Source organism: Candidatus Pelagibacter sp. Uisw_099_02, from assembly GCF_047727625.1.
Lineage (GTDB): Bacteria > Pseudomonadota > Alphaproteobacteria > Pelagibacterales > Pelagibacteraceae > Pelagibacter.
Map to the genome: position 1 here is coordinate 146,911 of NZ_CP159822.1, position 23,633 is coordinate 170,543.

Here is a 23,633-nt window from a genome sequence, read left to right on the forward strand (position 1 = left end):
CAAAAAATTATTAATAATAAGAATATACTTATTACTGGAGCAACAGGATCATTTGGAAATCAATTTATAAAAGTATTACTTCATTCCTTTTCAGCAAAAAAAATAATAATTTTTTCAAGAGATGAATACAAACAGTGGCTTATGGAGAGTGAGCTTAAAAGTTTAAAAGTTTCCAAGAAGAAACTAGCATCTTTAAGATTTTTCATAGGTGATGTAAGAGATTATGACAGACTTAATTTAGCCTTAAAAGATGTTGATATTGTTATTCACGCAGCAGCATTAAAACAAGTTATACCAGCTGAATACAATCCAAGCGAATATATAAATACAAATATAAATGGAGCTCAAAATCTTATCAAAGCATGTTTAGAAAACAACGTTGAAAAAGTAGTCGCGTTATCTACTGATAAAGCTGCAAACCCAATAAACCTCTATGGTGCAACAAAGCTTGCATCGGATAAACTATTTGTGGCAGCAAATAATATAGTCGGTAAGTCGAAAGTGAGATTTTCCACAGTTAGATATGGGAATGTTGTAGCTTCACGTGGTTCAGTTATACCATTCTTTAAAAACTTAGTTTTAGAAAAATCTACTTATTTACCCGTCACAGATGACAGAATGACGAGGTTTTGGATAACATTAAATGAAGCTGTAGATTTTGTCCTATCAAGTTTATTGAGAATGCAGGGTGGAGAGATATTTGTTCCAAAAATTCCATCTGTTAAAATTTTAGATTTAGCAAAAGCAATCGGCCCCAATTTAAAAATTAAGATTACAGGCATTAGACCAGGAGAAAAATTACATGAACTCTTATGTCCAAAAGATGACTATTATCATACTATAGAATTTAAGGATCATTTTGTAATATTTCCAACATTAGATATGACAGATTTTAATAAAAATTTCTTTATAAATAGATTAAAGGAAAAAGGTAAAATAGTTAAAAAGGATTTTGAATATAATTCAGAAAATAATCCAGTATTTTTAAAAGGAGAGAAATTAAAAAAACTAATCAATAATAACGATGATTCCTTATAGTAGGCAAAGTATACAAAAAAAAGATATAAATAGTGTTATCCAAGTTCTTAAATCTAATTTTTTGACACAAGGGCCAAAAGTTGAGCAATTCGAAAAATCAATAAGAAAGATTACTAAAGCTAAATATTCTGTAGCAGTCAATAGTGCAACAAGTGCGCTACATTTAGCTTGTATTAGCTTGGGTTTAAAAAAAAATGAATATTTATGGACGGTACCAAATACGTTTGTTGCATCTGCAAATTGTGCGTTACATTGCGGTGCAAAAGTTGATTTTGTAGATATTGATTCAAACACATTAAATATTTCATTAGAAAAACTTGAAATAAAACTTAAAAATACAATAAAAAAAAAATTACCAAAAATTCTTGTTACTGTCCATTTTGCTGGCTTACCAACTATGCAAGATGAAATATTTAAACTATCAAAAAAATATAAATTTAAAATCATTGAAGATGCGTCACATTCAATTGGAGCAAAATATAAAAGTGAGCCAGTAGGAAGTTGTAAATGGTCAGATATAACAATTTTTAGTTTTCATCCAGTTAAAATCATAACAACAGGAGAGGGTGGAATGCTTTTAACTAATAAAAAATATGTAGCAGAAAAATCAAGAATTCTTAGAACACATGGAATAATAAAATCAAAAAATAATGATTGGTATTATGAACAAAGATATTTAGGGTATAATTATAGAATGTCAGATATCCATGCTTCATTAGGAATTAGTCAAGTAAGAAGATTAAAAAAATTTATATCTAAAAGAAATGAAATAGCGGCACTATATAAAAGAGAATTATCAAACTTACCTTTAGATTTTCAGCAGATAGATAAAAATGCAATATCTTCATACCATTTATTTGTAATAAAATTTAAAAGCAAAAAATTAATAGCAAATTATTCTAAAATATTTAACTTATTAAGAAAAAACAAACTTTGGGTAAACTTACATTATTTACCATTGCATTTACATCCATATTATAAAAAATTAGGTTTTAAGGTTGGTTCATACCCTGAAGCAGAAAATTATTCTAAAAAATCTATATCTATACCAATTTTCTTTGAGCTATCTAAAAATGTACAATTAAAAACAATTTTAAAAATTAAAAAGATTATAAAATTACACAACTAATAAAAAAATAAAGTTTTAACAGTTGTAGTAGTACAATAAAATAACAAATATATTTTACTTGCTACATAAATTGAACTAATGGTTAACAAATAATTTTATTATGATAAAAATTGCATCTAATTTTAACCCATTAAGAATATTTTCTAAAAGTGGGCCCAATGTATTCATTTCAAGACTATTTAGGTCATTCAATACAAACAGCTTATTTAATGTTAAATCTGGAATTTTCCCAAATTATGATCTTGGTTTATATTTGGTTAAAAAAGGAAAATTGAATTTTAAAAAGCCATATTTTTTAAGAAATGGTGGAATATATATTGATAAAGTTGATACTATAAAAAATAGCAAATTTATTAATAGTGAAATTTTTAAGTCTGCAGAATATTCAAAAGGTATTATTTTTAATGCAGAATTTTGCAGAAAGTTGTTTTTTAGTTTTTACAAGTTGAAGAATAAAATACCCACAACAGTCATTTACAATGGTGTGCCTCTTAGTTTATTTAATCCAGATGGTTTGAATTTTAGAAATAGAATTGGGTTTTCACAAAAAGATAAAGTGATTATTGTTTCTGCAAGTTGGCGTAGGCATAAAAGATTAGAGGAAACTATAAAACTATTAGAAAAGTTAAATGATGATAATAATGAAAATTTTAGATTAATTGTATTAGGTAAAGTTGATAAAACTTTAAGAATAAAAAAAAATATTTATTTTGCAGGCGAAGTTATTCCCTCGTCTCTACCTAATTGGTATAGATCTGCTGATATATATTTGCATTTATCCTGGATAGAACCAAATGCAAACACCTTGGCAGAAGCTATTGGTTCTGGATTACCTTGTATATGTACAAATAATGGAGGTGTTGGTGAAACAGTTAAAATGTGTAATGCAGGCATTGTTTCAAATGCAGATGACGACTACCAGTTTAATTCTGTAGATTATTACAACCCACCAGAACCAAATTATACAGAGTTAAAAAAAGATATATTAACATTATTTGATAATTTAAAATATTTTAAGAATAACATTGATAGAAATCCAATTAATATTGACAATATAGCTGTGCAATATTCAGACTTTATAAATAAAAATTATAAATAAAAATTTTTTTTAAAATGAAAAATCCAGAGATATCAATAATTATGTCAGCTTATAATGCTGACAAGTATATTGCAGATTCTATCAACAGCATACTTAAACAAACATATACAAACTTTGAATTTTTAATAATAGATGATGCATCTAAAGATCAAACATTAAAGATTATTAAGAAATTCCAAAAAATTGATAAACGGATAAAATTAATTAAAAATAAAAAAAATATAGGTTTAACCAAATCCTTAAATAAGCTTAGTAAGAAGGCCAAAGGAAGATTTTTAGCAAGAATGGACGCTGATGATATTTGCTACACAAATAAACTAAAAAAACAAATTTCATGGTTCAAAAAGAATCCAAAAGCAATACTATTAGGAACATCAGGATTTAAGATAAATGAAAATTCAAGAAGATTAAGCAAATACAGATTACCTGCCATAAGCCATGAAAAAATTGTAAAAAAGTTAATTTTTAATAATTTTTATTTACATAGCTCAACCATGTTTAAAAGGATTAGTTTTTTAAAAATAGGCGGGTATAGAAGTTTTTTTCTTTATTCTCAAGATTATGATTTATGGATTAGGATGGCTAAAGAAGGAAGAATAGGAAACTTAAGTGATAATTTAGTAGGAATAAGATCTCATTCAGACTCAATAAGTTCAAACAATAAAAAAGAACAAGTTTATTATGCAATACTTGCAAGCTGTTTAAAATATAAAGATTTAAAAATTAAAAGCTTTATAAAAAAAAATTTTTTTGATCAATTAAAGTTAAATAAATCCATAGCTCCTCATTTTAATTGCTTAAGTTTTTTATATTCAGAAAGTTTGCCTAAAAAATACAGAGTCAGTTTTTTTAGTTTAAGTATAAAAGAAAAAATGTATTTACTTAAGGATATAAAATTTTTACTAATAAAAATTTTCAAAAAATTTTGATATATCTATTTTTTCTTGAGAGCAGTTTTGTCCAATAATACTCTAGTTAAAAAGTAGACAAATATATACATGAAACAGAATATGGATGTTAATTTTATTTGGGCCAACTTATCATTAATATCTAAATTAATTTGAATAAAAAATAATAATAAAATTATAGTGATAATTAAGCTAGAAATATTATTTTCATATTTCTTAAGAAATTTATTTTTAACAACAATTTCACCAATCAGGTGGTGTAAATGTAATTTATCTGGGTTATAAGGAGATGATTTATTGTAAATTTTTCTTACAAAAGAAACTAAAACTTCAATTACAGGATATAAAAAAAGATTTATTAGATAAAATGCAGATATTTCATAATTAATAAAAAGGTTGATTGTTATTAAAGCCGTGACTGATGATAAAAAATATGAACCATTATCACCAAGATAATTTTTATTTAATAAATTAAATACATAAAAAATAATTAGGGGTAAAGACATGAGTTGCAAAATATAAGCTTCAACACTTGCATCTTCTATTAAATTCAATTGGTAAATTAAGGATATAAAACAAAGAAAATAATAAGCTACTACATTACCATTTTTTCCATCAATAAAATTAGTTCCATTTATTAAAATTACAATACAAAGGCCTGAGAAAATGATTGAAAAAATATTAATCTGAAGAAATATATCCAATAATTTTATCCCCACGTTATTAATAAATAATTGAGCATTAATTATAATAAAAAAGGATATAATGAGCATCACTAATAGTCTTTGTTGGGGGCTGATTTTAAAATTTACATCAGAAAGAATACCTAAAATTAAAAAAATTAATCCATATAAAAAATAATTCATAAAAATAAAATTATTAAAGAAAGAAATAATTATGAAGGAAGTTACAAAAAATATTCCACCACTTAATACTATATTTTTAATTTTTGGCTCTTTATGTTTGAAGCCAAAACTGTTGTGGAGCAAGATATTTTTTTTCTTAAGTAATAAATTTAATATGCTTAAAATTAATAAGCTAAAAACTAAGTATTCGAACATTCTTAATATACTATAAACATTTTATATAATCAGTCTATTACTCTATCTTTCAATGTAATCAAAGAAGTAAAACTTATTTGTTTTGATATTTAAATATCTTTGATCAAAGGTATCTTTAACTAAATAATTACTAACTGACTCAAAAGGAAAGTTATTAAACTTATATTTATCATTTCTTTGAAACTCATTGTTAATTCTTTTAATATTTAAAATATTAAAAATAACCAAACTAATAATAATTAAAGAGTAAATTGATTTATTATTATTTTTTTCTTCATTAATATTAGTAAAATTTCCCACTAATAATATAACAAAGCATACTAATGCGTAAAATCCAAATCTTAGCTGTGGTAAGTAAGAAATCCAAAATATTAAAGAAAAAACAGATGATAAAAAAAATATCATATCAACAAGATTAAAAGTTTTCAGTTTAAAGTTTTTGTAGTTTAAGGCTATAATTAGAAAAGTTATTAGAATCATAATAATTAGAAATTCAAAAATTTTATAATTAAAATAATTTTTGTACCAAATTGGGAACCAACTACTAAATTTTAGAAATAATTCAGGGTTATTGGTTATAGTTGTTTGATGAAAATAACCCTTAGCCCACAATTCAACAACTTGACTAAAATCTAAAATTTTCTCAGAATTTATTGCCCATGGAATTATTTTATCATCCAAACAGGTAAATTTTAAATAATAAAAAAAACAACCAGATTTAAAAAAATTATCAATTATAATTAATAGAAATAATACTAAGAAAAAAAAAATACTATTTTTATTTATTAAAAAAAATTCTTTAAAATTACCATTGTACTTTGTTGATGAGTGTAAAAATATAATTAAAAATACAGGAAAAAAAAATAAAGAAGTTGCCTTAATAGAAACAGCATAAAGAAAGAAAATGCAAATTAATGAAAGATTAATTTTAATATATTTATTATTGGAGTAAAAATATATTAGCACTATAGACAAAAGTATAAAGCCTGAAATATAGTCATATCCATATTCAGAAATACGCGTAAACTTTGTCAGTAAAAATATTAATAAAAATAAATTTATAAAATTAAATTTTTTTTTATATAAAATTTCAGAGATTAAAAATAAACAAATATTAAAAAATATTAAGAAAATTGGTACATGTAAAAATTTATAATTTATAATGGGCAACACAAATATTTTTTGTAGGTATGATAAAAAAGAGGAATATGTATAAATTATTTCTAAGTTGCTTAAGCCTAAAATCAATTTTGAATTGGATATTACATCAATAAAAGGTAAATGGTTTGATGTAAAGTCTTCATGTGTTTTTGAAATTAAGACGCCCACACACAGCAACATCAAAAGTATAATATTTGTTTTTTCTATTTTTTTTGAATACTTATTTCTCTGTTTTAAATAAATTAATAAACCAAAAGTTAAGATTAATAAATTTATATGAATATTAGTAATAGAAAGTATATATAATATATAACCAATTACATTTAGCGTAATTATGCCTAGAAAGAACTCTATAAATTTTTGAAAATATCTTTCATTTGAAAAATAGTCTAGCTTGATAATTTTTTTTGTTACTTTTCCATATCCTAGGATTGATAATTGTGACAAAAATATAAAGATAATAAAAAAAACAAGATATAGATAATTTATCATTAAATCTAAAGATAAGGGATTTTATGATTTTTTGGTATAATTATATTTCTTATAAGTAAGACAATTTAAGAAAAATTAAAATGTATTCATCTTTTGAATATAATTAAAATATTAATTGCACTTGCTTCTTTATGATAATCATAAATAAACTAACTTTTAGAAATAAATTAAGTTTTTCAAGATCATAAGCTGTCTATTTATGTCAATAAATGGGTTTTTTTATTGGTAGAATTAGGTTTACTTTTTTAAAAAAATTGCTATTAATCTGCTGCCGGTGATTATTGCGAAGGGGTTATACCCGATCCCATTCCGAACTCGGAAGTCAAGCCCTTCAGCGCCAATGGTACTTTGTCTTAAGACACGGAAGAGTAGGACATTGCCGGCTATAAAAAAAAATTATGAAAATTAAAAGCTCATTAAAATCACTCAAAAAAAGAGACCTTAATTCTAAACTAGTTAGAAGACGAGGCAGAGTTTATATAATAAACAAAACCAATCCCAAATTTAAAGCAAGACAGAAGTAATTTTATGGATAATCAAGACCATAAAAGTACCTGGAATAATTTTACAAAATTTGTATTGTGGGGAACTGTCGCGGTAATAGCAGTTTTAGTTCTAATGGCAGCATTCTTATTGTAGAATTCCATATGAGAATTGTTTCAATTTCAGAAGATAAAAAAATAGAAAAAAGAATTGCAATTACACCTGATATAGCAAAAAAATATATAGCACTCGAACTTGAAGTATCCTTACCTGAAAATTATGGTGAACATTTAGGCTTTAAAGATAATGAATATAAGGAATTAGGTGTAAAAATTTCTAAAGATGATAAAGAAATTATAGAAAGTGCAGATATTATTGTTCAGGTGGGGCTACTTTCAGTTGATAAAATTTCTCTTTTAAAAAAGAACCAAATTTTAGTTGGTATTTTAGATCCATATACTAATAAAGAAAAATTAGATAATTTAGCAAAAGATAATATTAATAGTTTTTCTTTGGACTTGCTACCAAGAATTACAAGAGCACAGTCTATGGATATACTTTCTTCACAAGCTAATCTTGCTGGGTATAAAGCGGTTGTGGAGTCATTTGCAAAATTTGAGAAAGCCATACCAATGATGATGACTGCAGCTGGAACAGTTCCTGCAGCTAAAGTTTTGGTTGTTGGGGCAGGTGTTGCAGGACTGCAAGCTATAGCAACTGCAAAAAGAATGGGAGCTATTGTTTTTGCTACAGACGTTAGAATGGCTTCCAAAGAGCAAGTTGAAAGTCTAGGAGGTAAATTTTTAACTGTAGAAGGTGCAGAAAATCTTGAAACAGAGGGTGGTTATGCCAAAGAAGCTTCCGATGATTTCAAAAAGAAGCAGGAAGAGCTATTAGCTGAAACTCTAAAAAAAATTGATATTGTAATATGCACTGCTCTGATACCAGGAAAAAAAGCTCCATTAATAATTAAAGAAAGAATGATAAATGGGATGCAAACAGGATCAATTATTTATGATTTGGCTGCTATACAAGGAGGAAATACTGCTTTTACTGAAGTAGACAAAGTAATTAATAAAGGTGGTATAAAAATTATGGGTGAAAAAAATATTTTAAACAAACTGCCAATTTCAGCATCAAGCTTGTATGCAAAAAATGTCTTTAACTTTGTTGTAAACTTATATGATAAAGAAAATAAAAAAATTAATATTAACCTAGAAGATGAAATAATTGAAAAAACACTAATTAAGTAAGATTATGGAGATAGATCCTTTTATATTTAGACTAAGCATTTTTATACTTTCAATATTTATTGGATATTATGTTGTTTGGAGTGTTACACCTTCTCTGCATACACCTCTGATGTCAGTAACAAATGCTATTTCGTCAGTAATTATCGTAGGAGCTATCATAGCTGGACTAGCTGGAAATTCAGATAATATTTTTAATATCTCGAGCATTTTTGGATTTTTAGCTATATCTCTGGCAGCAATAAATATTTTTGGAGGATTTTTAGTCACTCAAAGAATGCTTGCGATGTATAAAAAAAAGAAGAAGGATAAATAATGATATCAGCGAATTTATCAGCAATTTTTTATTTGATTTCAGGTGTATTGTTTATTTTAGCATTAAGAGGATTATCTTCTCCAGAAACATCTAGACAGGGTAATTTCTTTGGTATTTTAGGAATGGTTATTGCCATAACAGTTACATTCTTATCTATAGGAAATTTTTCGAGTGGTTTTATTTATGTTTTAATATTTCTTTTAATTGGTGGTCTAATTGGTGCGTTTATAGCTTATAAAATACCAATGACTGCTATGCCAGAACTCGTTGCTGGCTTTCATAGTCTTGTAGGACTTGCAGCAGTATTTGTTGCAATATCAGCTTTTTTAAATCCTGAAGCTTTTAATCTTGGATTACCAGGAAGTATTAAGCTTGGAAGTTTAATTGAAATGTCAATTGGTGCAGCAGTTGGTGCAATAACATTTTCAGGTTCAATAATTGCTTTTTTAAAACTTCAAGGAATAATGTCTGGCTCGCCCATAACATTCAGAGGACAGCATCCACTCAATGCTTTAATTTTAATTTCTATAGTGGTTGTAACTTATCTATTGTGTTCAACCCAATCTGCAAACTTTTTTTGGATATTGTTAGCTATATCTTTTTTAATTGGATTTTTATTGATTATTCCAATCGGAGGTGCAGATATGCCAGTTGTAATATCAATGCTAAATTCTTATTCTGGTTGGGCAGCTGCAGGAATTGGTTTTACTTTAGAAAACACTGCTTTAATTATTACTGGAGCTTTAGTTGGTTCGTCAGGAGCAATTTTATCATACATAATGTGTAAAGGTATGAATCGTTCTTTTTTCAACGTAATTTTAGGAGGATTTGGAGCAACAGATCAGACCCTATCTACTGGAAGCAAAGAACAAAAACCTGTTAAAAATGGTAATGCTGAGGATGCAGCATTTTTGATGAAAAATGCGTCATCAGTTATAATAGTTCCCGGATACGGTATGGCTGTAGCTCAAGCGCAGCATGCATTAAGAGAAATGGTAGATACGCTTAAGAAAAATGATATTAAAGTTTCTTATGCCATTCATCCTGTTGCAGGAAGAATGCCAGGGCACATGAATGTATTGCTAGCTGAAGCAAATGTTCCCTATGATGAAGTTTTTGAATTAGAAGAAATTAATAATGATTTTGCAAATGCAGATGTAGCATTTGTAATAGGAGCTAATGATGTCACAAATCCTGCTGCAAAGACTGACCCTCAAAGTCCAATTTATGGAATGCCAGTTCTGGATGTGGAAAAATGTAAGTCTGTGTTGTTTGTAAAAAGAAGTTTATCTCCTGGATATGCTGGAATTGATAATGATTTGTTTTATAAAGAGAACACTTTAATGTTGTTTGCTGATGCTAAAAAAATGACAGAAGACATAACAAAAAATTTATAAATATGAAAACTAATACTAAAATTTTTTGCGATATTGCAAAATTAGATGAAATAAAAAAATTTAATAAAAAAAAAATTGTTAAAGGTTTTACTACCAATCCATCTTTAATGAGAAAAGCAGGTGCAAAAAATTATGAAAATTATTCAAAACAAATTTTAAAAATATGTACTACAAAACCTGTGTCGCTGGAAGTTTTTGCTGATAATTATATTAATATGAAAAAGCAAGCTCTTAAGATTAATTCATGGGGAAAAAATGTTTATGTTAAGATTCCAGTTAATAATTCTAAAGGGATTTTTATGGGAAGAATAATTAAGGAGCTTAATAAAGAAAATATAAAGCTGAATATAACTGCGGTATATTCATTTCAACAAGCTAAGAAAATACTAAATTTATTAAACAAAAAATCAAAAGTTATAATTTCAATTTTTGCAGGAAGGGCTGCTGATACTGGTAAAGACCCAATACCAGAGTTTAACAAAAGTATTAAATTAGCTAAGAAATTTAAGAATGTAGAAATTCTTTGGGCAAGTGTTAGAGAACCATACAATTATCTACAGGCAAAGCAAATTGGATGTCAAATAATTACAGTGCCCCCTATTATAATAGAAAAAATAGAAAAATTTGGAAAAACATTTGACCAATTAACCTCTGAAACTGTAAAGGGATTTTTAACGGATAGTAAAAAATCAAAATTCTCAATTAAATGAAAAAAACAGCATTGATAACTGGCATAAGTGGACAAGACGGTGCTTACTTAGCAAATTTTTTACTAAAAAAAAACTATAGAGTAATTGGGACTGATAGAAGATCAGCAAGAGATGACAAATGGAGACTTAAATATTTTAATATAGAAAATAAAATTATATTTGAAGATATGGATTTAAATGAAATTACACAAATACAAAGAATATTCTCAAGCTATAGAATAGATGAAGTGTATAATTTTGCTGCCCAATCTTTTGTTAAGTCGTCTTTTTCTAATCCATTAACTACAGCAGATACAACAGCAATTGGATGTTTGAGAATATTAGAAGTAATAAGAAATTTAAAGAAAAGACCAAAATTTTATCAGGCATCATCATCAGAAATGTTTGGTGAAGTTTTAGAAATTCCGCAGACTGAAAAAACAGCTTTTAATCCACAGAGCCCTTATGCAATATCAAAATTATTTAGTCATTTTATTACAAAAAATTACAGAGAGGCATACAATATTTATACATCATCGGGTATTTGTTTTAATCATGAGTCTCCACTTAGAGGGGAAGAATTTGTTACAAGAAAAATAACAAGCTGTTTATCAAAAATACAAAGTGGTGAAATTAGTCATTTTGAACTAGGCAATATAAATGCAAAAAGGGACTGGGGTTTTGCAGGAGATTATGTGGAGGGCATGTGGAAAGCCCTACAAGTTAAAAAACCAGATGATTTTGTTTTTTCTACTGGAAGAAATCATAGTATCAAAAATTTTATAGATGAAGCTAGAAAGTACCTTAATTTTGAAACTAAATGGCATGGAAGTGGTTTATCAACTCAATTAAGAAGAAAAAATAATAACCAGATTATTTTAAAAATTAATAAAAAATTTTTTAGACCAACCGAGGTAAATTTATTAATTGGCAAAAATAGTAAAGCAAAAAAAGTTCTTAAATGGTCCCCAAAAACAAATTTTAAAGAATTGGTTAAAATGATGATGCTAGAAGATCTTAAAAAACATTCTAGATAGCACCTTCATAAATTTCAAAAATTTTATTTCTGATTTTCGTATTATTAAATTTAATATTAAAAAGTTTTTTAGAATTTTTAGAGAATGTTAAGATTTTTTTTTTATTTTGTGTTGCTTTAAGAATTTTATTTTTTAAATCTTTAGATGAATTATTTTTAAAATTATAACCATTATAACCATTAATTATCATGTCTTGCATTCCTGAGCCTTTATTATCAGAAACAATAACAGGTAAGGAATGATTTATCGCTTCTAATAAAGAAATCCCAAAAGATTCTGCTCTAGTGTTGGATGTAAAACAAAAAATATCTGAGTTTTTTAAAAGACTATTTTTTTTATCTTCACTTGCTTTTGTATGAATAAAAAATCTATCACTTAACTTATATTTTTTAACATCTCTTTCTAACATTTCTTTTTCAGGACCATCACCAACTAAATTAAAAGTATAATTTTTTGGCAAAATACTAGCTGCTTCTATAAGACATTTATAGCCCTTATATGAGACTAACCTACCTACAGATAAAATTCTAATCTCCTTGGAATTTATTTTAATATTTCTTTTTACACTCTTTATTATTGGAGGAACTATCAAAATCTTATTTTTAAAATTTTTTAAATCCTGAGAATAGTTTACATAATTTTGAGATAGGCATATTATTCTTTTAGCTTTTTTTAATAGTTTTTTTTGAAAAAAATTAAAAATTACTTTTAATAACTTTTGTTTAATAATATCGCTACCCCAGCTAATATATAATAAGTTTATTTTTTTGCTGAATAATGCAATTAAAATTGTTGGCCAAGGATTTGGTACCGTAATATGAACAATATCATATTTATTGATATTATTTTTAAGAAAACAAAACATACTTAAAGAGAATGGTGTAGAGCTTAAAACAAAGTTGCTAGTACAATTTATTATTTTATATTTATTTTTAATATACTGATTTTTTTTATTATGAGGAGAAAATGAAAGAATATCAATTTTCTTATATTTTTTAGATAATTGATTGCATATCGATCTTGTTAAAGTTTCTATACCACCAAAGTTATTAAAATATTTTGTTATATGTAAAATTCTCACAATTAGATTTTAAGTTAAAAAACACACATTTCAAAAAAATTATTTAATATTAAGAAAAAGTATTGAGAAATTGGTTGCGGGGGACGGATTTGAACCGCCGACCTCAAGGTTATGAGCCTTGCGAGCTACCAGGCTGCTCCACCCCGCGGTGTAATTAAATTCTATTTTTAAGCTTATTAAGTTTTTTTACTCTTTTAATATTTTCTTGTAAAATTCTTTTTTTCTTTTCAGAGGGTTTTTCATAAACACTCTTTAGTTTTACCACTTTAAAGAATCCATCACGCTGTAGTTTTCTTTTAAGTACCCTTAACGCTTGTTCAATATTGTTATCTTTAACTTCTATTTTCATAAATTTTTTTAAAAGTGAGTAACTATCACTATAAAATTTTGATGTCTATTAAATTTATTCATTGTTTGAAACTTCTTTTGATTTTTTTGCTTTCTCTTTTTCTTTTTTTTCCCTTTTTATTCTTCTTTCTGCTTTTTCAATTGCTTCAATTAATTCTTTTTGTGAGAATAAGCTCATAGCAACTGGATCTTTAGGATTTAAATTATTATAATTCCAATAACTTTTATTTCTAATTGAGGTAACAGAATTTTTAGTTATTCCAACTAACTTAGCTATTTGTGAATCCTTTAAAGTTGTGTGTTGTTTTATTAACCATAATGCAGAATCTGGTTTATCCTGTCTTTTTGATAGAGGAATATATTTTTTAATTTTTTTATCTGTCGTAGATATTTCAATATCGATATTTTTAATTAGTAAGGCTCTATTTTCATCTTTTGATGCTAGCTCTATTTCCTCTCTAGTAAGTTGACCAGATATAATTGGATTATATGCCATTATTCCTTTTGCAACCTCACCATCTGCAATACCTTGAACTTCTACTTCATGTAAATTACAAAATTTCGAAATTTGTTTAAAGGTAAGAGTTGTATTTTCTACTAGCCAAACAGCAGTTGCCATTGGCATTAATGGTACATTTGACATCTAGTCCTTTTTTTCTGATCTGAAGTTTTGGAATTTTTTATTGAACTTACTAACTCGACCCTTATCCATTAATTTTTGTTTTCCACCAGTCCAAGCAGCATGTGATTTAGGATCAATCTCTAATTTTAAAATTTCTCCTTCTTTTCCCCAAGTTGATCTTGTTTCAAATTGAGTTCCATCGGTCATTTCTACTTTTATTGTATGGTAGTCTGGGTGAATGTCTTTTTTCATATCGAGACTTATAGCAAAAGAATTTTATAAAACAATTAAAAGTTCTTTAATTTTTTGAGCATTTTCTCATTAATTGCCATGCTAGAGGCCCTTATTTGAATATTTTTATTTTGAGAAAGGTCTATTTCATTAATCATGCCACCTGCTTCTTTTAAAATTATTATACCTGCTGCTATATCCCACAAATTAAGGTCATTTTGAAAATAGCCATCATACCTACCAGCTGCAACATATGCTATATCTAGTGCTGCGCTTCCAGATTTTCTTAAGGGAAGATCAACATCATTTTTTGATATGCCTCCTGTAGCAAACAAACAACTATTAAGCTCTTTTTTTTTTGAAACTCTAATTCTTTGGTTGTTAAAAAAAGCACCATTTTCTTTTTCAGCATAAAACATTTCATCTTTTATTGGGTCGTAAATTAATCCAGAAACTATTTCATCAGCAGATTTTAGTGCAATAGATATTGCAAAATGTGGTACACCATGCAAAAAATTTGTAGTACCATCAATAGGGTCTATAATCCAAGTGTTATTTTTATCTTTATTTACTTCAGAGCCATCTTCTTCACTAATAATAGAATAATAGGGTCTTGCTTTTTTTAATTCTTCAATAATTATTTTTTCTGCTTTTAAGTCAGCATTTGATACAAAATCTGTCGGACCTTTGATTGAAACTTGTAGCTTTTCTATCTCTCCAAAATCTCTAATTAAAGCTCTAGAAGCTTTTTCAGCAGCCTTGATCATTATGTTAAGATTAGCTGATATTGATTGCATAAGATTTATATTTTTTTGATATATTCCATAGTTCTAGTATCAACTATAATTTTATCTCCATTATCAATAAAAGGAGGCACTTGAATATTTATTCCATTATCTAAAGTTGCAGGCTTATAAGAAGAGGAAACTGTTTGACCCTTAAGTGCCACATCTGTTGTTTCAATTGTACAAGTAACTTGATTAGGTAACTCCACCATTAATGGCTCCTCGTTATAAAAACTTATACTTACTTCTAAGTTTTCTGTTAACAATTTACCTTTATCACCAATAATGCTTTTCTTAATATTAATTTGTTCATAAGATTTTGGATTCATAAAATGATAATCTGTTTCATCATCATAAAGATAGTTAAATTTTGTTTCATCTAGTGATGCTTTTTCTACAGATTCACTTGATCTGAATCTTTCATTTAATTTTGTATTTTTATTTACACTTTTCATTTCGACTTGTGCAAATGCACCACCCTTACCTGGTTTGACGTGTTGTGTTTTTAAAACTTGCCAAAGGTCATTTTTGTATTCAATCAACATGCCAACTCTAATTTCACTTGCGTATAATTTCATTTTAATTTTTTTATAGCCTCTAAAGGTTTGTATTTTTTATTATTCCAAATGTAGCCTGAAATAGCTAAAAAGTTTGCTTTATTCAATAAAAGTTTTTTATAATTATTAAACTTTATACCCCCGATAGCTACAATTGGTAGAGATGTTATTTTTTTAATAGACTTTAATATTGTCAAATTAGCTCTATATTTTACTATTTTGGTTTTAGAAGCATAAAATGCTCCAAAAGCTAAATAGTCTGCTCCATTCTCTATAGCACTCTTCGCTAAAGTAATGGAGTTGTGACAAGTGACACCAATAATTTTATTCTTTAATATTTTTCTAGCTTTTGTCAAATCCATATCTTTCTGACCTAAATGACAACCATCTGCATTAAGTTTTTTTGCAAGTCTAGGATCGTCATTAATTAAGAATTTAACCTTATATTTTTTACAAATAACTTTGATTTTTTTTCCTATAATAAAATTTTCTCTACTTTTTTGTTTTTTTAATCTTAATTGAAAAAAACTTATTTTTTTGGAACTAAACACTGATGCCAGATCAGTATAGAACTTGTCATTCTTAATCTTATTTGGAGAGATTAAATAAACAAATTTCTTATTTGTTTTATTTTGACTCAAGTTCTGCTGACCATTTTCCTTGAGCTGCATGTGTGCACATATTGGCTCTGTGGTTGAAGACTTTTTGAGTTCCTTCAATATTTTTAATATCTTTTGACCAAAATTTAAGTGCACTTTGTTGTAAGGCTCTACCATATGAGTAAGTCATAATAAAATTAGTATTATTATGCTTATTAATTGAATTCAAATTTTCAGTAGCCTCTACTTCTGTTTGGCCACCAGATAAAAAAGCAATTCCAGGTATATCTGAGGGCACATTTTCTTTTAGACATTTTAAAGTAAGTTTTGCAACCTCTTCACTTGATATTTTTTTATCAGAGGTAACTCCTGCTAAGATCATGTTAGGTTTTAAAATTATTCCACTTAAGTCAATATTGTGAAGTATTAATTCTTCAAAACACTTTTTAATAACTTCAGAAGTTTTATTAAAACAAATTTCAGCAGAATGACTTCCATCCATTAAAACTTCAGGCTCTACAATTGGAACCATTCCACATTCTTGAACTAATGAGGCATATCTTGCTAACGCATGAGCATTAGAATGAATAGATAGTTTGCTTGGAAACTTATTTGAAATGTTATAGACACCTCTCCATTTTGTAAATCTTGCACCAAGCTTATAGTATGTTTGTAATCTTTCTCTTAAACCATCTAGACCTTCTGTAATTTTCTCTTCAACCGACCCTGCTAGAATTTTTGCACCAGTATCAACTTTAATTCCAGGCACTACTCCAGTTGTAGAGATTAATTCAGGGATAGATTTTTTTGAACTAGAAGTTTGTTTAATTGTTTCATCGTATAAAATAACCCCTCCAATAAATTCTTTCATTCCATCAGAAGAAAAAAGTGCTTCTCTAAATAACAGTCTATTTTCTGGAGTAGAAGGAACATTAACAGAGTCTAGCCTTTTAGTCATTGTTCCGATGCTTTCGTCTGCAGCAAGGATTCCTTTTCCATTTGATAATATTTTTAATGCAATTTTATTTAATTCAGACATATTAATTAAGTGCCTTTATACCAGGAAGTTTTTTTCCTTCAAGGTATTCTAAAAAAGCTCCACCGGCAGTTGATACAAAATTAAAGTGATTAGTTACTCCTATAATATTTAATAAAGCAACAGTATCCCCTCCACCAACTACAGAATAAATTGTATTAGTTTCACTTTTTTCAACAATCTTTTTTGCAATTTCTATACTCCCTTTAGCAAATTTAGAATTTTCAAAATAGCCAGCAGGCCCATTCCATAAAATAGTACTACTTTCTTCAATTAATTTATTAATAGTTTTAATTGTTTTTGGTCCTATATCTAAAATTAATTCGTCTTTTGAAACATTTTTCAACTCTTTTATTTCAGGTGATCCGTTTAAGTTTTTTCCTACTGTAACATCTTCAGGATAAACAATTTTACAACTTTCTTTTTCTGATAGAGAAAATATTTCTTCAATTACTTGATCACAATCATTTTCTTGAATAGATTTTCCAATTTCATACCCTTTATATTTAAGTATATTATTAGCCATCCCACCAACTATTACAATATTATCAAATTTAGAAATTAAGTTTTTAATAATATTAATTTTAGAAGAAACTTTAGATCCTCCAATGATGCAGGTTACGGGTCTTTTAATTTCAGATGTAATTTTAGTTAGAGCTTCAATTTCTAAATTTAATTGTAGACCTGCGTATGAGGGAATAAATTTAGTAATTTTGGAAATTGAAGCATGAGCTCTGTGTGAGCATGAAAAAGCATCATTGATATAAATATCCGCTAAACCTGCCAAATGTTTTGCAAATATATTGTCATTCTTTTCTTCTTCTTCATAAAATCTAAGATTTTCAAGTATTACAATTTTTTGATCGTGATCATTAAACAAATCATCAGATTTAACTTCTTTTAAGTTTTTTGAAATAAATTTTATATCTTGATTTAATTTAATTTTTAAATTTTCACATATTGGTTTGAGAGAAAGAGCTTTTTCAACTTTACCTTTAGGCCTGCCAATATGAGATAATATTATAATTTTAGCTCCAAGCTTTAATAAAAAATTAATAGTAGGTAAAATTTTATCTATTCGAGTTGTATCTGTAATTTTTCCATTACGTAGTGGGACGTTTAAATCCAACCGAAGTAATACTTTTTTTTCATTTAGATTATGCTCATCTTCTATACTTCTCATCAAGAGATTTTATGGAGGTGTTCTGCAATGTCACACATTCTATTTGAAAAACCCCACTCATTATCGTACCACGCTGAAATTTTTCCCATATTTTTGCCAACTACATTGGTTAAAGATAAGTCAACAATTGCTGAAGCTGAATTGTGATTAAAATCAATTGAAACTAAATTTTCTGATGTAACTTCTAAAACTTTTTTTATCTGTTTTTTAGAAGCAGAGATAAATGCATTATTAATTGCATCTTTATCCATATCTTTTTTAGTACAAAAAACCAATTCTATTAGTGAAACATTAGGAGTTGGTACTCTCATGGCAATACCTTCTAGTTTGCCTTTTAAAGATGGTATAATTTCACCTATTGCTTTTGAAGCACCTGTTGAAGTTGGAATAATTGATTGACTGGCTGATCTTGCTCTTCTTGGGTCTTTATGTGAATTATCTAAAATTCTTTGGTCACTAGTAAAAGCATGAATAGTAGTCATAAACCCTTTTTCAATTTCAAAATTCTTATTTAAAATATTTGCAACAGGTGCAAGACAGTTAGTTGTGCAAGATGCTGCAGAGATAATTTGATCATCTTTTGTCAAAATATCTTCATTTACTCCATAGACAATTGTTTTATCCGCATTTTTACAAGGTGCGGAAACTATAACTTTCCTCGCACCATTTTTTATATGGGCTAATAATTTTTCTTTTGAGTTGAATTTTCCAGTACATTCAAAAACAAAATCAACATCAAATTTTTTCCAATTTATATTCTCAATATTAGATTCTTGTGAAAATGTTATTTTATTATTATTAATAATTAAATGTTTTTCATCATAATTTAAATCTGCATTGAATTTACCATGAATTGAATCATATTTTATTAATGAGCAGCTTGCCTCAGAATTTGACCTGTTATTAATATGCTTGATTTCTATATTTTTATTTTGACTTTCAACGATAGCTCTAATTATCATTCTGCCAATTCTTCCCATTCCATTAATGCCAACTTTTATCGTCATATTTAATTCTTTATTAGTTTTTTAGTTTTTTTCAAAATATTTTGAACTGTTAATCCAAAATATTTGTAAATTTCTTTGTATGGTGCGCTTTTGCCAAATGTATCTATTCCAAAAGTTAAACCCTCAGTTCCAACATATTTTTTCCAACAATCTGTTGAAGCAGCTTCAATAGATATTCTAAATTTTGCTTCATCAAGAATTTTTCTTTTGTATGATTTAGACTGTAAATCAAAAATATCTTGGCATGGTACCGACACAACTTTAGAGTATATTTTATCTTTGGCTAATTTATGGCTAGTCTCAATTGCTAAATTGACCTCAGAACCACTAGCAAATATTGTTAAAATTATTTTTTTATTAGTTCTTAAAACCTCGTAAGCACCTAGAGAACATTTATTTTTATTTGAAAATTTTTTTCTAATAGGTTCAAGGTTTTGCCTGGTTAAAGACAATACACTTGGTGTTTTAGAATTTTTTAAAGCTAATTCCCAGCACTCAATAGTTTCCATTCTATCAGCTGGTCTAAAAACATTTAAATTAGGAATAGATCTTAATCCAGATAATTGTTCTATTGGCTGGTGAGTTGGCCCATCTTCACCTAAACCAATTGAATCGTGGGTCATTACATAAATAACACGCTGTTGCATTAAAGCAGACAAACGAATTGAAGGTTTACAGTAATCAGAAAATATTAAAAAAGTACCACCATAAGGAATAAATTTACTATGAAGGGCTAGTCCATTCATTATTCCAGACATTGCGTGTTCTCTGACGCCATAGTGAATATAATCACCATTAAAATCAGCAGATTTAATAACATTGTGATATTTTGTTTTGGTATTATTAGATCCAGCCAAGTCAGCCGAACCACCAATTAATGTATTATTTTCTTTAGTAATAGAATTTAGAGTCAACTCAGAAGCTTTACGTGAAGCTAGGCTTTTATTTTCTTTAATAGAGTTTTGTTTTTCAGATTTTAAAGCTTTAGAAAAATTATTTTTAAAAACTTTATCCACAGTTTTTTTTTTTTATTATAACACTTGTTCCATGTGGACTCAGCTTTTGCACCCTTATTACCAATTTTTTTCCATTCATTTAAAATATTTTTAGGAATTTTAAAAGGTTTATGTTTCCAATCCAAAACTTTCCTGACTAGTTTAATCTCATCTGCACCTATAGGACTACCATGTGAAGAAGCTTTTCCAGATTTATTGGGTGAACCATACCCAATTTTTGTTTTACATGAAATAACAGTTGGCCTTTCTGCATTTTGAACTTTTTTTAAAGCCGTAAAAATTTCTTTTTCATTATGACCGTTAATTAGAATATAATCCCAACCATAACACTCAAATCTTTTTTTAAAATTATCTGAAACTGCTAAACTAGTTGGTCCATCTATTGATATTGAGTTGTTATCAAAAAGCATTACTAGGTTTTTTAATTTTAAATGCCCAGCTAAACTCATTGCTTCATGACTAATGCCTTCCATTAAACATCCATCTCCAGCCAAAACGTAAGTTTTGTGGTTTACTATTTCTTTACCTAATTTTTTTTTTAAAATTTCTTCTGCAATAGCAAACCCAACTGAGTTAGCAATGCCTTGACCAAGGGGACCTGTCGTGGTTTCAATTCCAGTACCAGAGTGATACTCAGGGTGGCCCGCACATATAGATTTTAATTGTCTAAAATTTTTAATGCTGTTTAAAGAAATACTTTTATACCCAGTTAAATGTAGCAATGAATAAAGGAGCATAGATCCATGACCTGCAGATAAAACAAATCTATCTCTATTTAACCAATTGGGATTTTTTGGATTAAATTTAAGAAAATTTCTAAATAAAACAGTTGCCACATCTGCCATCCCCATTGGCATTCCAGGATGTCCTGAGTTTGCTTTTTGAACAGCATCTATTGACAAAAACCTTATTGCGTTTGATAAATCTTTATGTAGTTTGTTCAAAAATATCCTATCTAGACTTCGAAGACTCAATTTAATAATATGAATATATATATATGAAAACAGACAGTGAAAAAGAAAAAAAACTAAGTTTTGCACTTAATAGATTGAAGAGTTTAGATTTACAAAATCCAACGTTAAAGTCTAATCTAGAAAATTTAAGTGCTCAAAAAAATCAATTAGAAATTGAAAAGAAACAAATAGAAGAAAAGTATCAAAATTTAGAAAGTGAATACAAAGCTCTTAATCAAAAATTAGAGGATATTAATCAAAGAAAAATAGATGAACAAAAAAAAGAGACAAAATTTTCAGAAAAAATAGATGAATTAAATCAAGAAACAGATACTTTATTGGAGGAAATAGATAAATGGCAAATGTAAATATTAAATTTAATGGTAAAGATTTTCTTTTATCTTGTGATGATGGACAAGAAGAGCATTTAGAGGAATTGTTAACTCATATTAACAAAAAATTTAATGATTTAAAAAATGATCTAGGAAACATTGGAGAGAATAAACTTTTGTTGATTACCTCAGTGCAAATAATGGATGAGTACTTTGAAACTAAAAAAAAAGTAGAACAAAAAAAAACTGAATTAAACAACCTATCAAATAAATTCAGAGAATTAAAATCCTTAGTTTATGATTATAGAGACAAGAATGAAGAAGAGATGAAACAGTTGTCACAAGATCATGAAGATTTTAAAAAAGAAATAGATAAAAATAAAGAGGATTATGAAAAAATAATCGAAGCAGCAGCAGACGAAATTGAAAGTTTTGTAGAAAAAGCAAATTTAGAAAATCCAGTTCAATAATTCTGTGTTAAAATCTAAATTAAGAAAAAAAATTCTTAAAGTTAGAGAAAAAATTAATAAAAAAAATATTCAAATAGATTTTAATCAACTTATAAAAATTATTAAAATAGAAAAAATAACAAAAAAAATTATTGGTGGGTACTATCCTGTAAATTTCGAAATAGATGATTTAACAATATTAAGAAAATTTGAAAAAAATAGATTTCTTATTTCTTTACCTGTCATTAAAAAAAACTTTCAGATGGATTTTTATAAATGGACATTTTCTGATCCACTTAAAATAAATAAATATGGAATACCTGAGCCAGAAATTAAAAATATAATTTATCCAGATATTCTATTAATTCCCCTAGTGGGATTTGACAAAAATTTAAATAGACTTGGTTATGGTGGTGGATATTATGATCGATTAATTAAAAAGTTATCAAAAAAAAAAAATATTTTAAAGATAGGCTTAGCTTTTTCAACTCAGGAAATAGATAAAGTTCCAATTAATGCATATGATCAAAAATTAGATTATATTGTAACAAATAAAAATACTATAATATGAAAATACTCTTTTTAGGTGATGTAGTTGGTATTTCAGGACGATCGATGATTTTGAGCAATATACTTTCAAAAATAAAAAATGAAAAAATTGACTTTGTAGTTGTTAATGGAGAGAATGCAGCTGATTCAGGTGTTGGCCTTACAGAAGATATATGTAAGGATTTTTTCAATTGTGGTGTGGATGTTGTTACAACAGGCAATCACGTATGGGATCAAAAAGAAATAATGTCACATATTGAAAAAGAAAGCAGACTTCTCAGACCAAAAAATTTATTTGAACCATCTCCTGGAAAAGGATTTGGAATATTTGCAGCTAAAAATGGCATGAGAGTTGGCGTACTTAATTTGATGGGAAATGTTTTCATGAAAAAATGTGAGGACGCATTTGAAGCTGCTGAAAAATTTATGAAAAAATACAAGCTTAAAGAAGATTATGATTTTCTATTAGTCGATTTTCATGGAGAAACAACAAGTGAAAAAATGGCCATGGGCCACTATTTTGATGGTAAGGCAACATTAGTTGTTGGTACCCACACTCACGTTCCTACAAATGATGCAAGAGTATTAAAAGGAGGCACGGCTTATCAAACCGATGCTGGAATGTGTGGAGATTATGACTCCGTTATTGGGATGAATAAAGAAAATTCAGTTAACAGATTTTTTAAAAAAGAATCTATTAAACACTTTCCAGCAATTGGAAATGCTAGTTTGTGTGGTGTGATTGTTGAATGTGATATAGAAACAGGGTTAGCAAAAAACATAGAAAATTTTATATATGGAGGGGAATTAAAAAATTCTCAATAA

Annotated in this window: 27 protein-coding genes, 1 tRNA gene, 1 rRNA gene and 1 pseudogene; 16 read left to right on the forward strand and 14 right to left on the reverse strand. The window is 27.3% G+C overall.

Annotation, left to right across the window (positions count from 1 at the left end):
* Nucleotides 1-6: 6 nt before the first annotated feature.
* The 4 genes from pseB (at nt 7) to ABXT47_RS00770 (ending at nt 4,195) form a co-directional block, all read left to right on the forward strand.
* Nucleotides 7-1,038, forward strand: a complete 1,032-nt coding sequence (pseB, locus tag ABXT47_RS00755; RefSeq protein ID WP_415309357.1) for a UDP-N-acetylglucosamine 4,6-dehydratase (inverting) — start codon at nt 7-9, stop codon at nt 1,036-1,038.
* Nucleotides 1,025-2,167, forward strand: a complete 1,143-nt coding sequence (pseC, locus tag ABXT47_RS00760) for a UDP-4-amino-4,6-dideoxy-N-acetyl-beta-L-altrosamine transaminase (RefSeq protein ID WP_415308671.1) — start codon at nt 1,025-1,027, stop codon at nt 2,165-2,167. The genes pseB and pseC overlap by 14 nt, the downstream gene beginning before the upstream one ends.
* Before the next feature lie 100 nt (nt 2,168-2,267).
* Nucleotides 2,268-3,266 (forward strand): glycosyltransferase family 4 protein, encoded by a 999-nt coding sequence (locus tag ABXT47_RS00765; RefSeq protein ID WP_415308673.1) that lies wholly within the window; start codon nt 2,268-2,270, stop codon nt 3,264-3,266.
* A gap of 14 nt (nt 3,267-3,280) precedes the next feature.
* A complete protein-coding gene (locus tag ABXT47_RS00770; RefSeq protein WP_415308675.1) occupies nt 3,281-4,195 on the forward strand; it encodes a glycosyltransferase family 2 protein in 915 nt (304 codons plus the stop codon).
* A 5-nt stretch (nt 4,196-4,200) separates the two neighbouring features.
* On the opposite strand, the gene ABXT47_RS00775 is transcribed toward ABXT47_RS00770, so the two are convergent.
* On the reverse strand, nt 4,201-5,235 hold the full coding sequence (locus ABXT47_RS00775) for a hypothetical protein (protein WP_415308676.1): 1,035 nt from the start codon (nt 5,233-5,235) through the stop codon (nt 4,201-4,203).
* Nucleotides 5,236-5,277: 42 nt separating this feature from the next.
* On the reverse strand, nt 5,278-6,888 hold the full coding sequence (locus ABXT47_RS00780) for a hypothetical protein (RefSeq protein WP_415308678.1): 1,611 nt from the start codon (nt 6,886-6,888) through the stop codon (nt 5,278-5,280).
* Nucleotides 6,889-7,158: 270 nt separating this feature from the next.
* Between ABXT47_RS00780 and rrf the strand changes: the two genes are divergently transcribed.
* The 8 genes from rrf to ABXT47_RS00820 all read left to right on the forward strand — a co-directional run bounded on the left by rrf (nt 7,159) and on the right by ABXT47_RS00820 (nt 12,060).
* Nucleotides 7,159-7,273: ribosomal RNA gene (gene rrf, locus ABXT47_RS00785) — 5S ribosomal RNA — on the forward strand.
* A gap of 13 nt (nt 7,274-7,286) precedes the next feature.
* Nucleotides 7,287-7,412, forward strand: coding sequence for a type B 50S ribosomal protein L36 (gene ykgO / locus ABXT47_RS00790; RefSeq protein ID WP_006997331.1), 126 nt, complete (start codon nt 7,287-7,289; stop codon nt 7,410-7,412).
* 4 nt (nt 7,413-7,416) lie between these two features.
* Nucleotides 7,417-7,527: an aa3-type cytochrome c oxidase subunit IV gene (locus ABXT47_RS00795; RefSeq protein WP_415308679.1), complete on the forward strand. Its 111-nt coding sequence runs from the start codon at nt 7,417-7,419 to the stop codon at nt 7,525-7,527.
* An 8-nt stretch (nt 7,528-7,535) separates the two neighbouring features.
* Entirely contained in the window at nt 7,536-8,624 is a 1,089-nt protein-coding gene (locus ABXT47_RS00800) for an NAD(P) transhydrogenase subunit alpha (protein WP_415308681.1), read from the forward strand.
* Between the two features lie 4 nt (nt 8,625-8,628).
* Nucleotides 8,629-8,937, forward strand: a complete 309-nt coding sequence (locus tag ABXT47_RS00805; protein ID WP_415308683.1) for a proton-translocating transhydrogenase family protein — start codon at nt 8,629-8,631, stop codon at nt 8,935-8,937.
* Nucleotides 8,937-10,334, forward strand: a complete 1,398-nt coding sequence (locus ABXT47_RS00810) for an NAD(P)(+) transhydrogenase (Re/Si-specific) subunit beta (RefSeq protein ID WP_415308685.1) — start codon at nt 8,937-8,939, stop codon at nt 10,332-10,334. The genes ABXT47_RS00805 and ABXT47_RS00810 overlap by 1 nt, the downstream gene beginning before the upstream one ends.
* Before the next feature lie 2 nt (nt 10,335-10,336).
* Nucleotides 10,337-11,044 carry a transaldolase family protein gene (locus tag ABXT47_RS00815; RefSeq protein WP_415308686.1) on the forward strand — a complete coding sequence of 236 codons (708 nt, stop codon included), beginning with the start codon at nt 10,337-10,339 and terminating at the stop codon, nt 11,042-11,044.
* Nucleotides 11,041-12,060, forward strand: a complete 1,020-nt coding sequence (locus tag ABXT47_RS00820; RefSeq protein ID WP_415308688.1) for a GDP-mannose 4,6-dehydratase — start codon at nt 11,041-11,043, stop codon at nt 12,058-12,060. The genes ABXT47_RS00815 and ABXT47_RS00820 overlap by 4 nt, the downstream gene beginning before the upstream one ends.
* Here the strand turns inward: ABXT47_RS00820 and ABXT47_RS00825 are convergent.
* The 12 genes and pseudogenes from ABXT47_RS00825 to tkt all read right to left on the reverse strand — a co-directional run bounded on the left by ABXT47_RS00825 (nt 12,053) and on the right by tkt (nt 21,469).
* Complete coding sequence (locus ABXT47_RS00825) at nt 12,053-13,141, reverse strand: glycosyltransferase (RefSeq protein ID WP_415308690.1); 1,089 nt, start codon at nt 13,139-13,141, stop codon at nt 12,053-12,055. The genes ABXT47_RS00820 and ABXT47_RS00825 overlap by 8 nt on opposite strands.
* A gap of 71 nt (nt 13,142-13,212) precedes the next feature.
* A tRNA-Met gene (locus ABXT47_RS00830) sits at nt 13,213-13,289 on the reverse strand.
* Nucleotides 13,290-13,295: 6 nt separating this feature from the next.
* The gene (gene rpsU / locus ABXT47_RS00835) at nt 13,296-13,490 is read right to left on the reverse strand and encodes a 30S ribosomal protein S21 (protein ID WP_006997326.1); all 195 of its coding nucleotides are present in this window, start codon (nt 13,488-13,490) and stop codon (nt 13,296-13,298) included.
* 54 nt (nt 13,491-13,544) lie between these two features.
* On the reverse strand, nt 13,545-14,132 hold the full coding sequence (locus ABXT47_RS00840; RefSeq protein WP_415308691.1) for a cell cycle transcriptional regulator TrcR: 588 nt from the start codon (nt 14,130-14,132) through the stop codon (nt 13,545-13,547).
* Nucleotides 14,133-14,363 carry a 50S ribosomal protein L31 gene (gene rpmE / locus ABXT47_RS00845; protein ID WP_415308693.1) on the reverse strand — a complete coding sequence of 77 codons (231 nt, stop codon included), beginning with the start codon at nt 14,361-14,363 and terminating at the stop codon, nt 14,133-14,135.
* A gap of 35 nt (nt 14,364-14,398) precedes the next feature.
* Nucleotides 14,399-15,139, reverse strand: coding sequence for an inositol monophosphatase family protein (locus tag ABXT47_RS00850; RefSeq protein ID WP_415308695.1), 741 nt, complete (start codon nt 15,137-15,139; stop codon nt 14,399-14,401).
* 5 nt (nt 15,140-15,144) lie between these two features.
* Entirely contained in the window at nt 15,145-15,705 is a 561-nt protein-coding gene (gene efp, locus ABXT47_RS00855) for an elongation factor P (protein WP_415308696.1), read from the reverse strand.
* Nucleotides 15,702-16,325, reverse strand: coding sequence for a thiamine phosphate synthase (thiE, locus tag ABXT47_RS00860; RefSeq protein ID WP_415308698.1), 624 nt, complete (start codon nt 16,323-16,325; stop codon nt 15,702-15,704). Before thiE ends, efp begins: the two co-directional genes overlap by 4 nt.
* Nucleotides 16,312-17,322 carry a class I fructose-bisphosphate aldolase gene (locus ABXT47_RS00865; protein WP_415308700.1) on the reverse strand — a complete coding sequence of 337 codons (1,011 nt, stop codon included), beginning with the start codon at nt 17,320-17,322 and terminating at the stop codon, nt 16,312-16,314. Before ABXT47_RS00865 ends, thiE begins: the two co-directional genes overlap by 14 nt.
* A gap of 1 nt (nt 17,323) precedes the next feature.
* A complete protein-coding gene (locus ABXT47_RS00870) occupies nt 17,324-18,502 on the reverse strand; it encodes a phosphoglycerate kinase (RefSeq protein WP_415308702.1) in 1,179 nt (392 codons plus the stop codon).
* Nucleotides 18,502-19,509, reverse strand: a complete 1,008-nt coding sequence (gene gap / locus ABXT47_RS00875) for a type I glyceraldehyde-3-phosphate dehydrogenase (protein WP_415308704.1) — start codon at nt 19,507-19,509, stop codon at nt 18,502-18,504. Before gap ends, ABXT47_RS00870 begins: the two co-directional genes overlap by 1 nt.
* A gap of 2 nt (nt 19,510-19,511) precedes the next feature.
* A pseudogene (gene tkt / locus ABXT47_RS00880) lies at nt 19,512-21,469 on the reverse strand (transketolase).
* A 53-nt stretch (nt 21,470-21,522) separates the two neighbouring features.
* Between tkt and ABXT47_RS00885 the strand changes: the two are divergent.
* Genes ABXT47_RS00885 through ABXT47_RS00900 form a run of 4 tightly spaced genes read left to right on the forward strand, consistent with a single transcriptional unit; the run spans nt 21,523 to nt 23,633 of the window.
* Nucleotides 21,523-21,846 (forward strand): 5-formyltetrahydrofolate cyclo-ligase, encoded by a 324-nt coding sequence (locus tag ABXT47_RS00885; RefSeq protein WP_415308705.1) that lies wholly within the window; start codon nt 21,523-21,525, stop codon nt 21,844-21,846.
* Nucleotides 21,834-22,280 (forward strand): cell division protein ZapA, encoded by a 447-nt coding sequence (locus ABXT47_RS00890; RefSeq protein WP_415308707.1) that lies wholly within the window; start codon nt 21,834-21,836, stop codon nt 22,278-22,280. Before ABXT47_RS00885 ends, ABXT47_RS00890 begins: the two co-directional genes overlap by 13 nt.
* A 4-nt stretch (nt 22,281-22,284) precedes the next feature.
* Entirely contained in the window at nt 22,285-22,830 is a 546-nt protein-coding gene (locus tag ABXT47_RS00895) for a 5-formyltetrahydrofolate cyclo-ligase (protein WP_415308708.1), read from the forward strand.
* Entirely contained in the window at nt 22,827-23,633 is an 807-nt protein-coding gene (locus ABXT47_RS00900; RefSeq protein ID WP_415308710.1) for a TIGR00282 family metallophosphoesterase, read from the forward strand. The genes ABXT47_RS00895 and ABXT47_RS00900 overlap by 4 nt, the downstream gene beginning before the upstream one ends.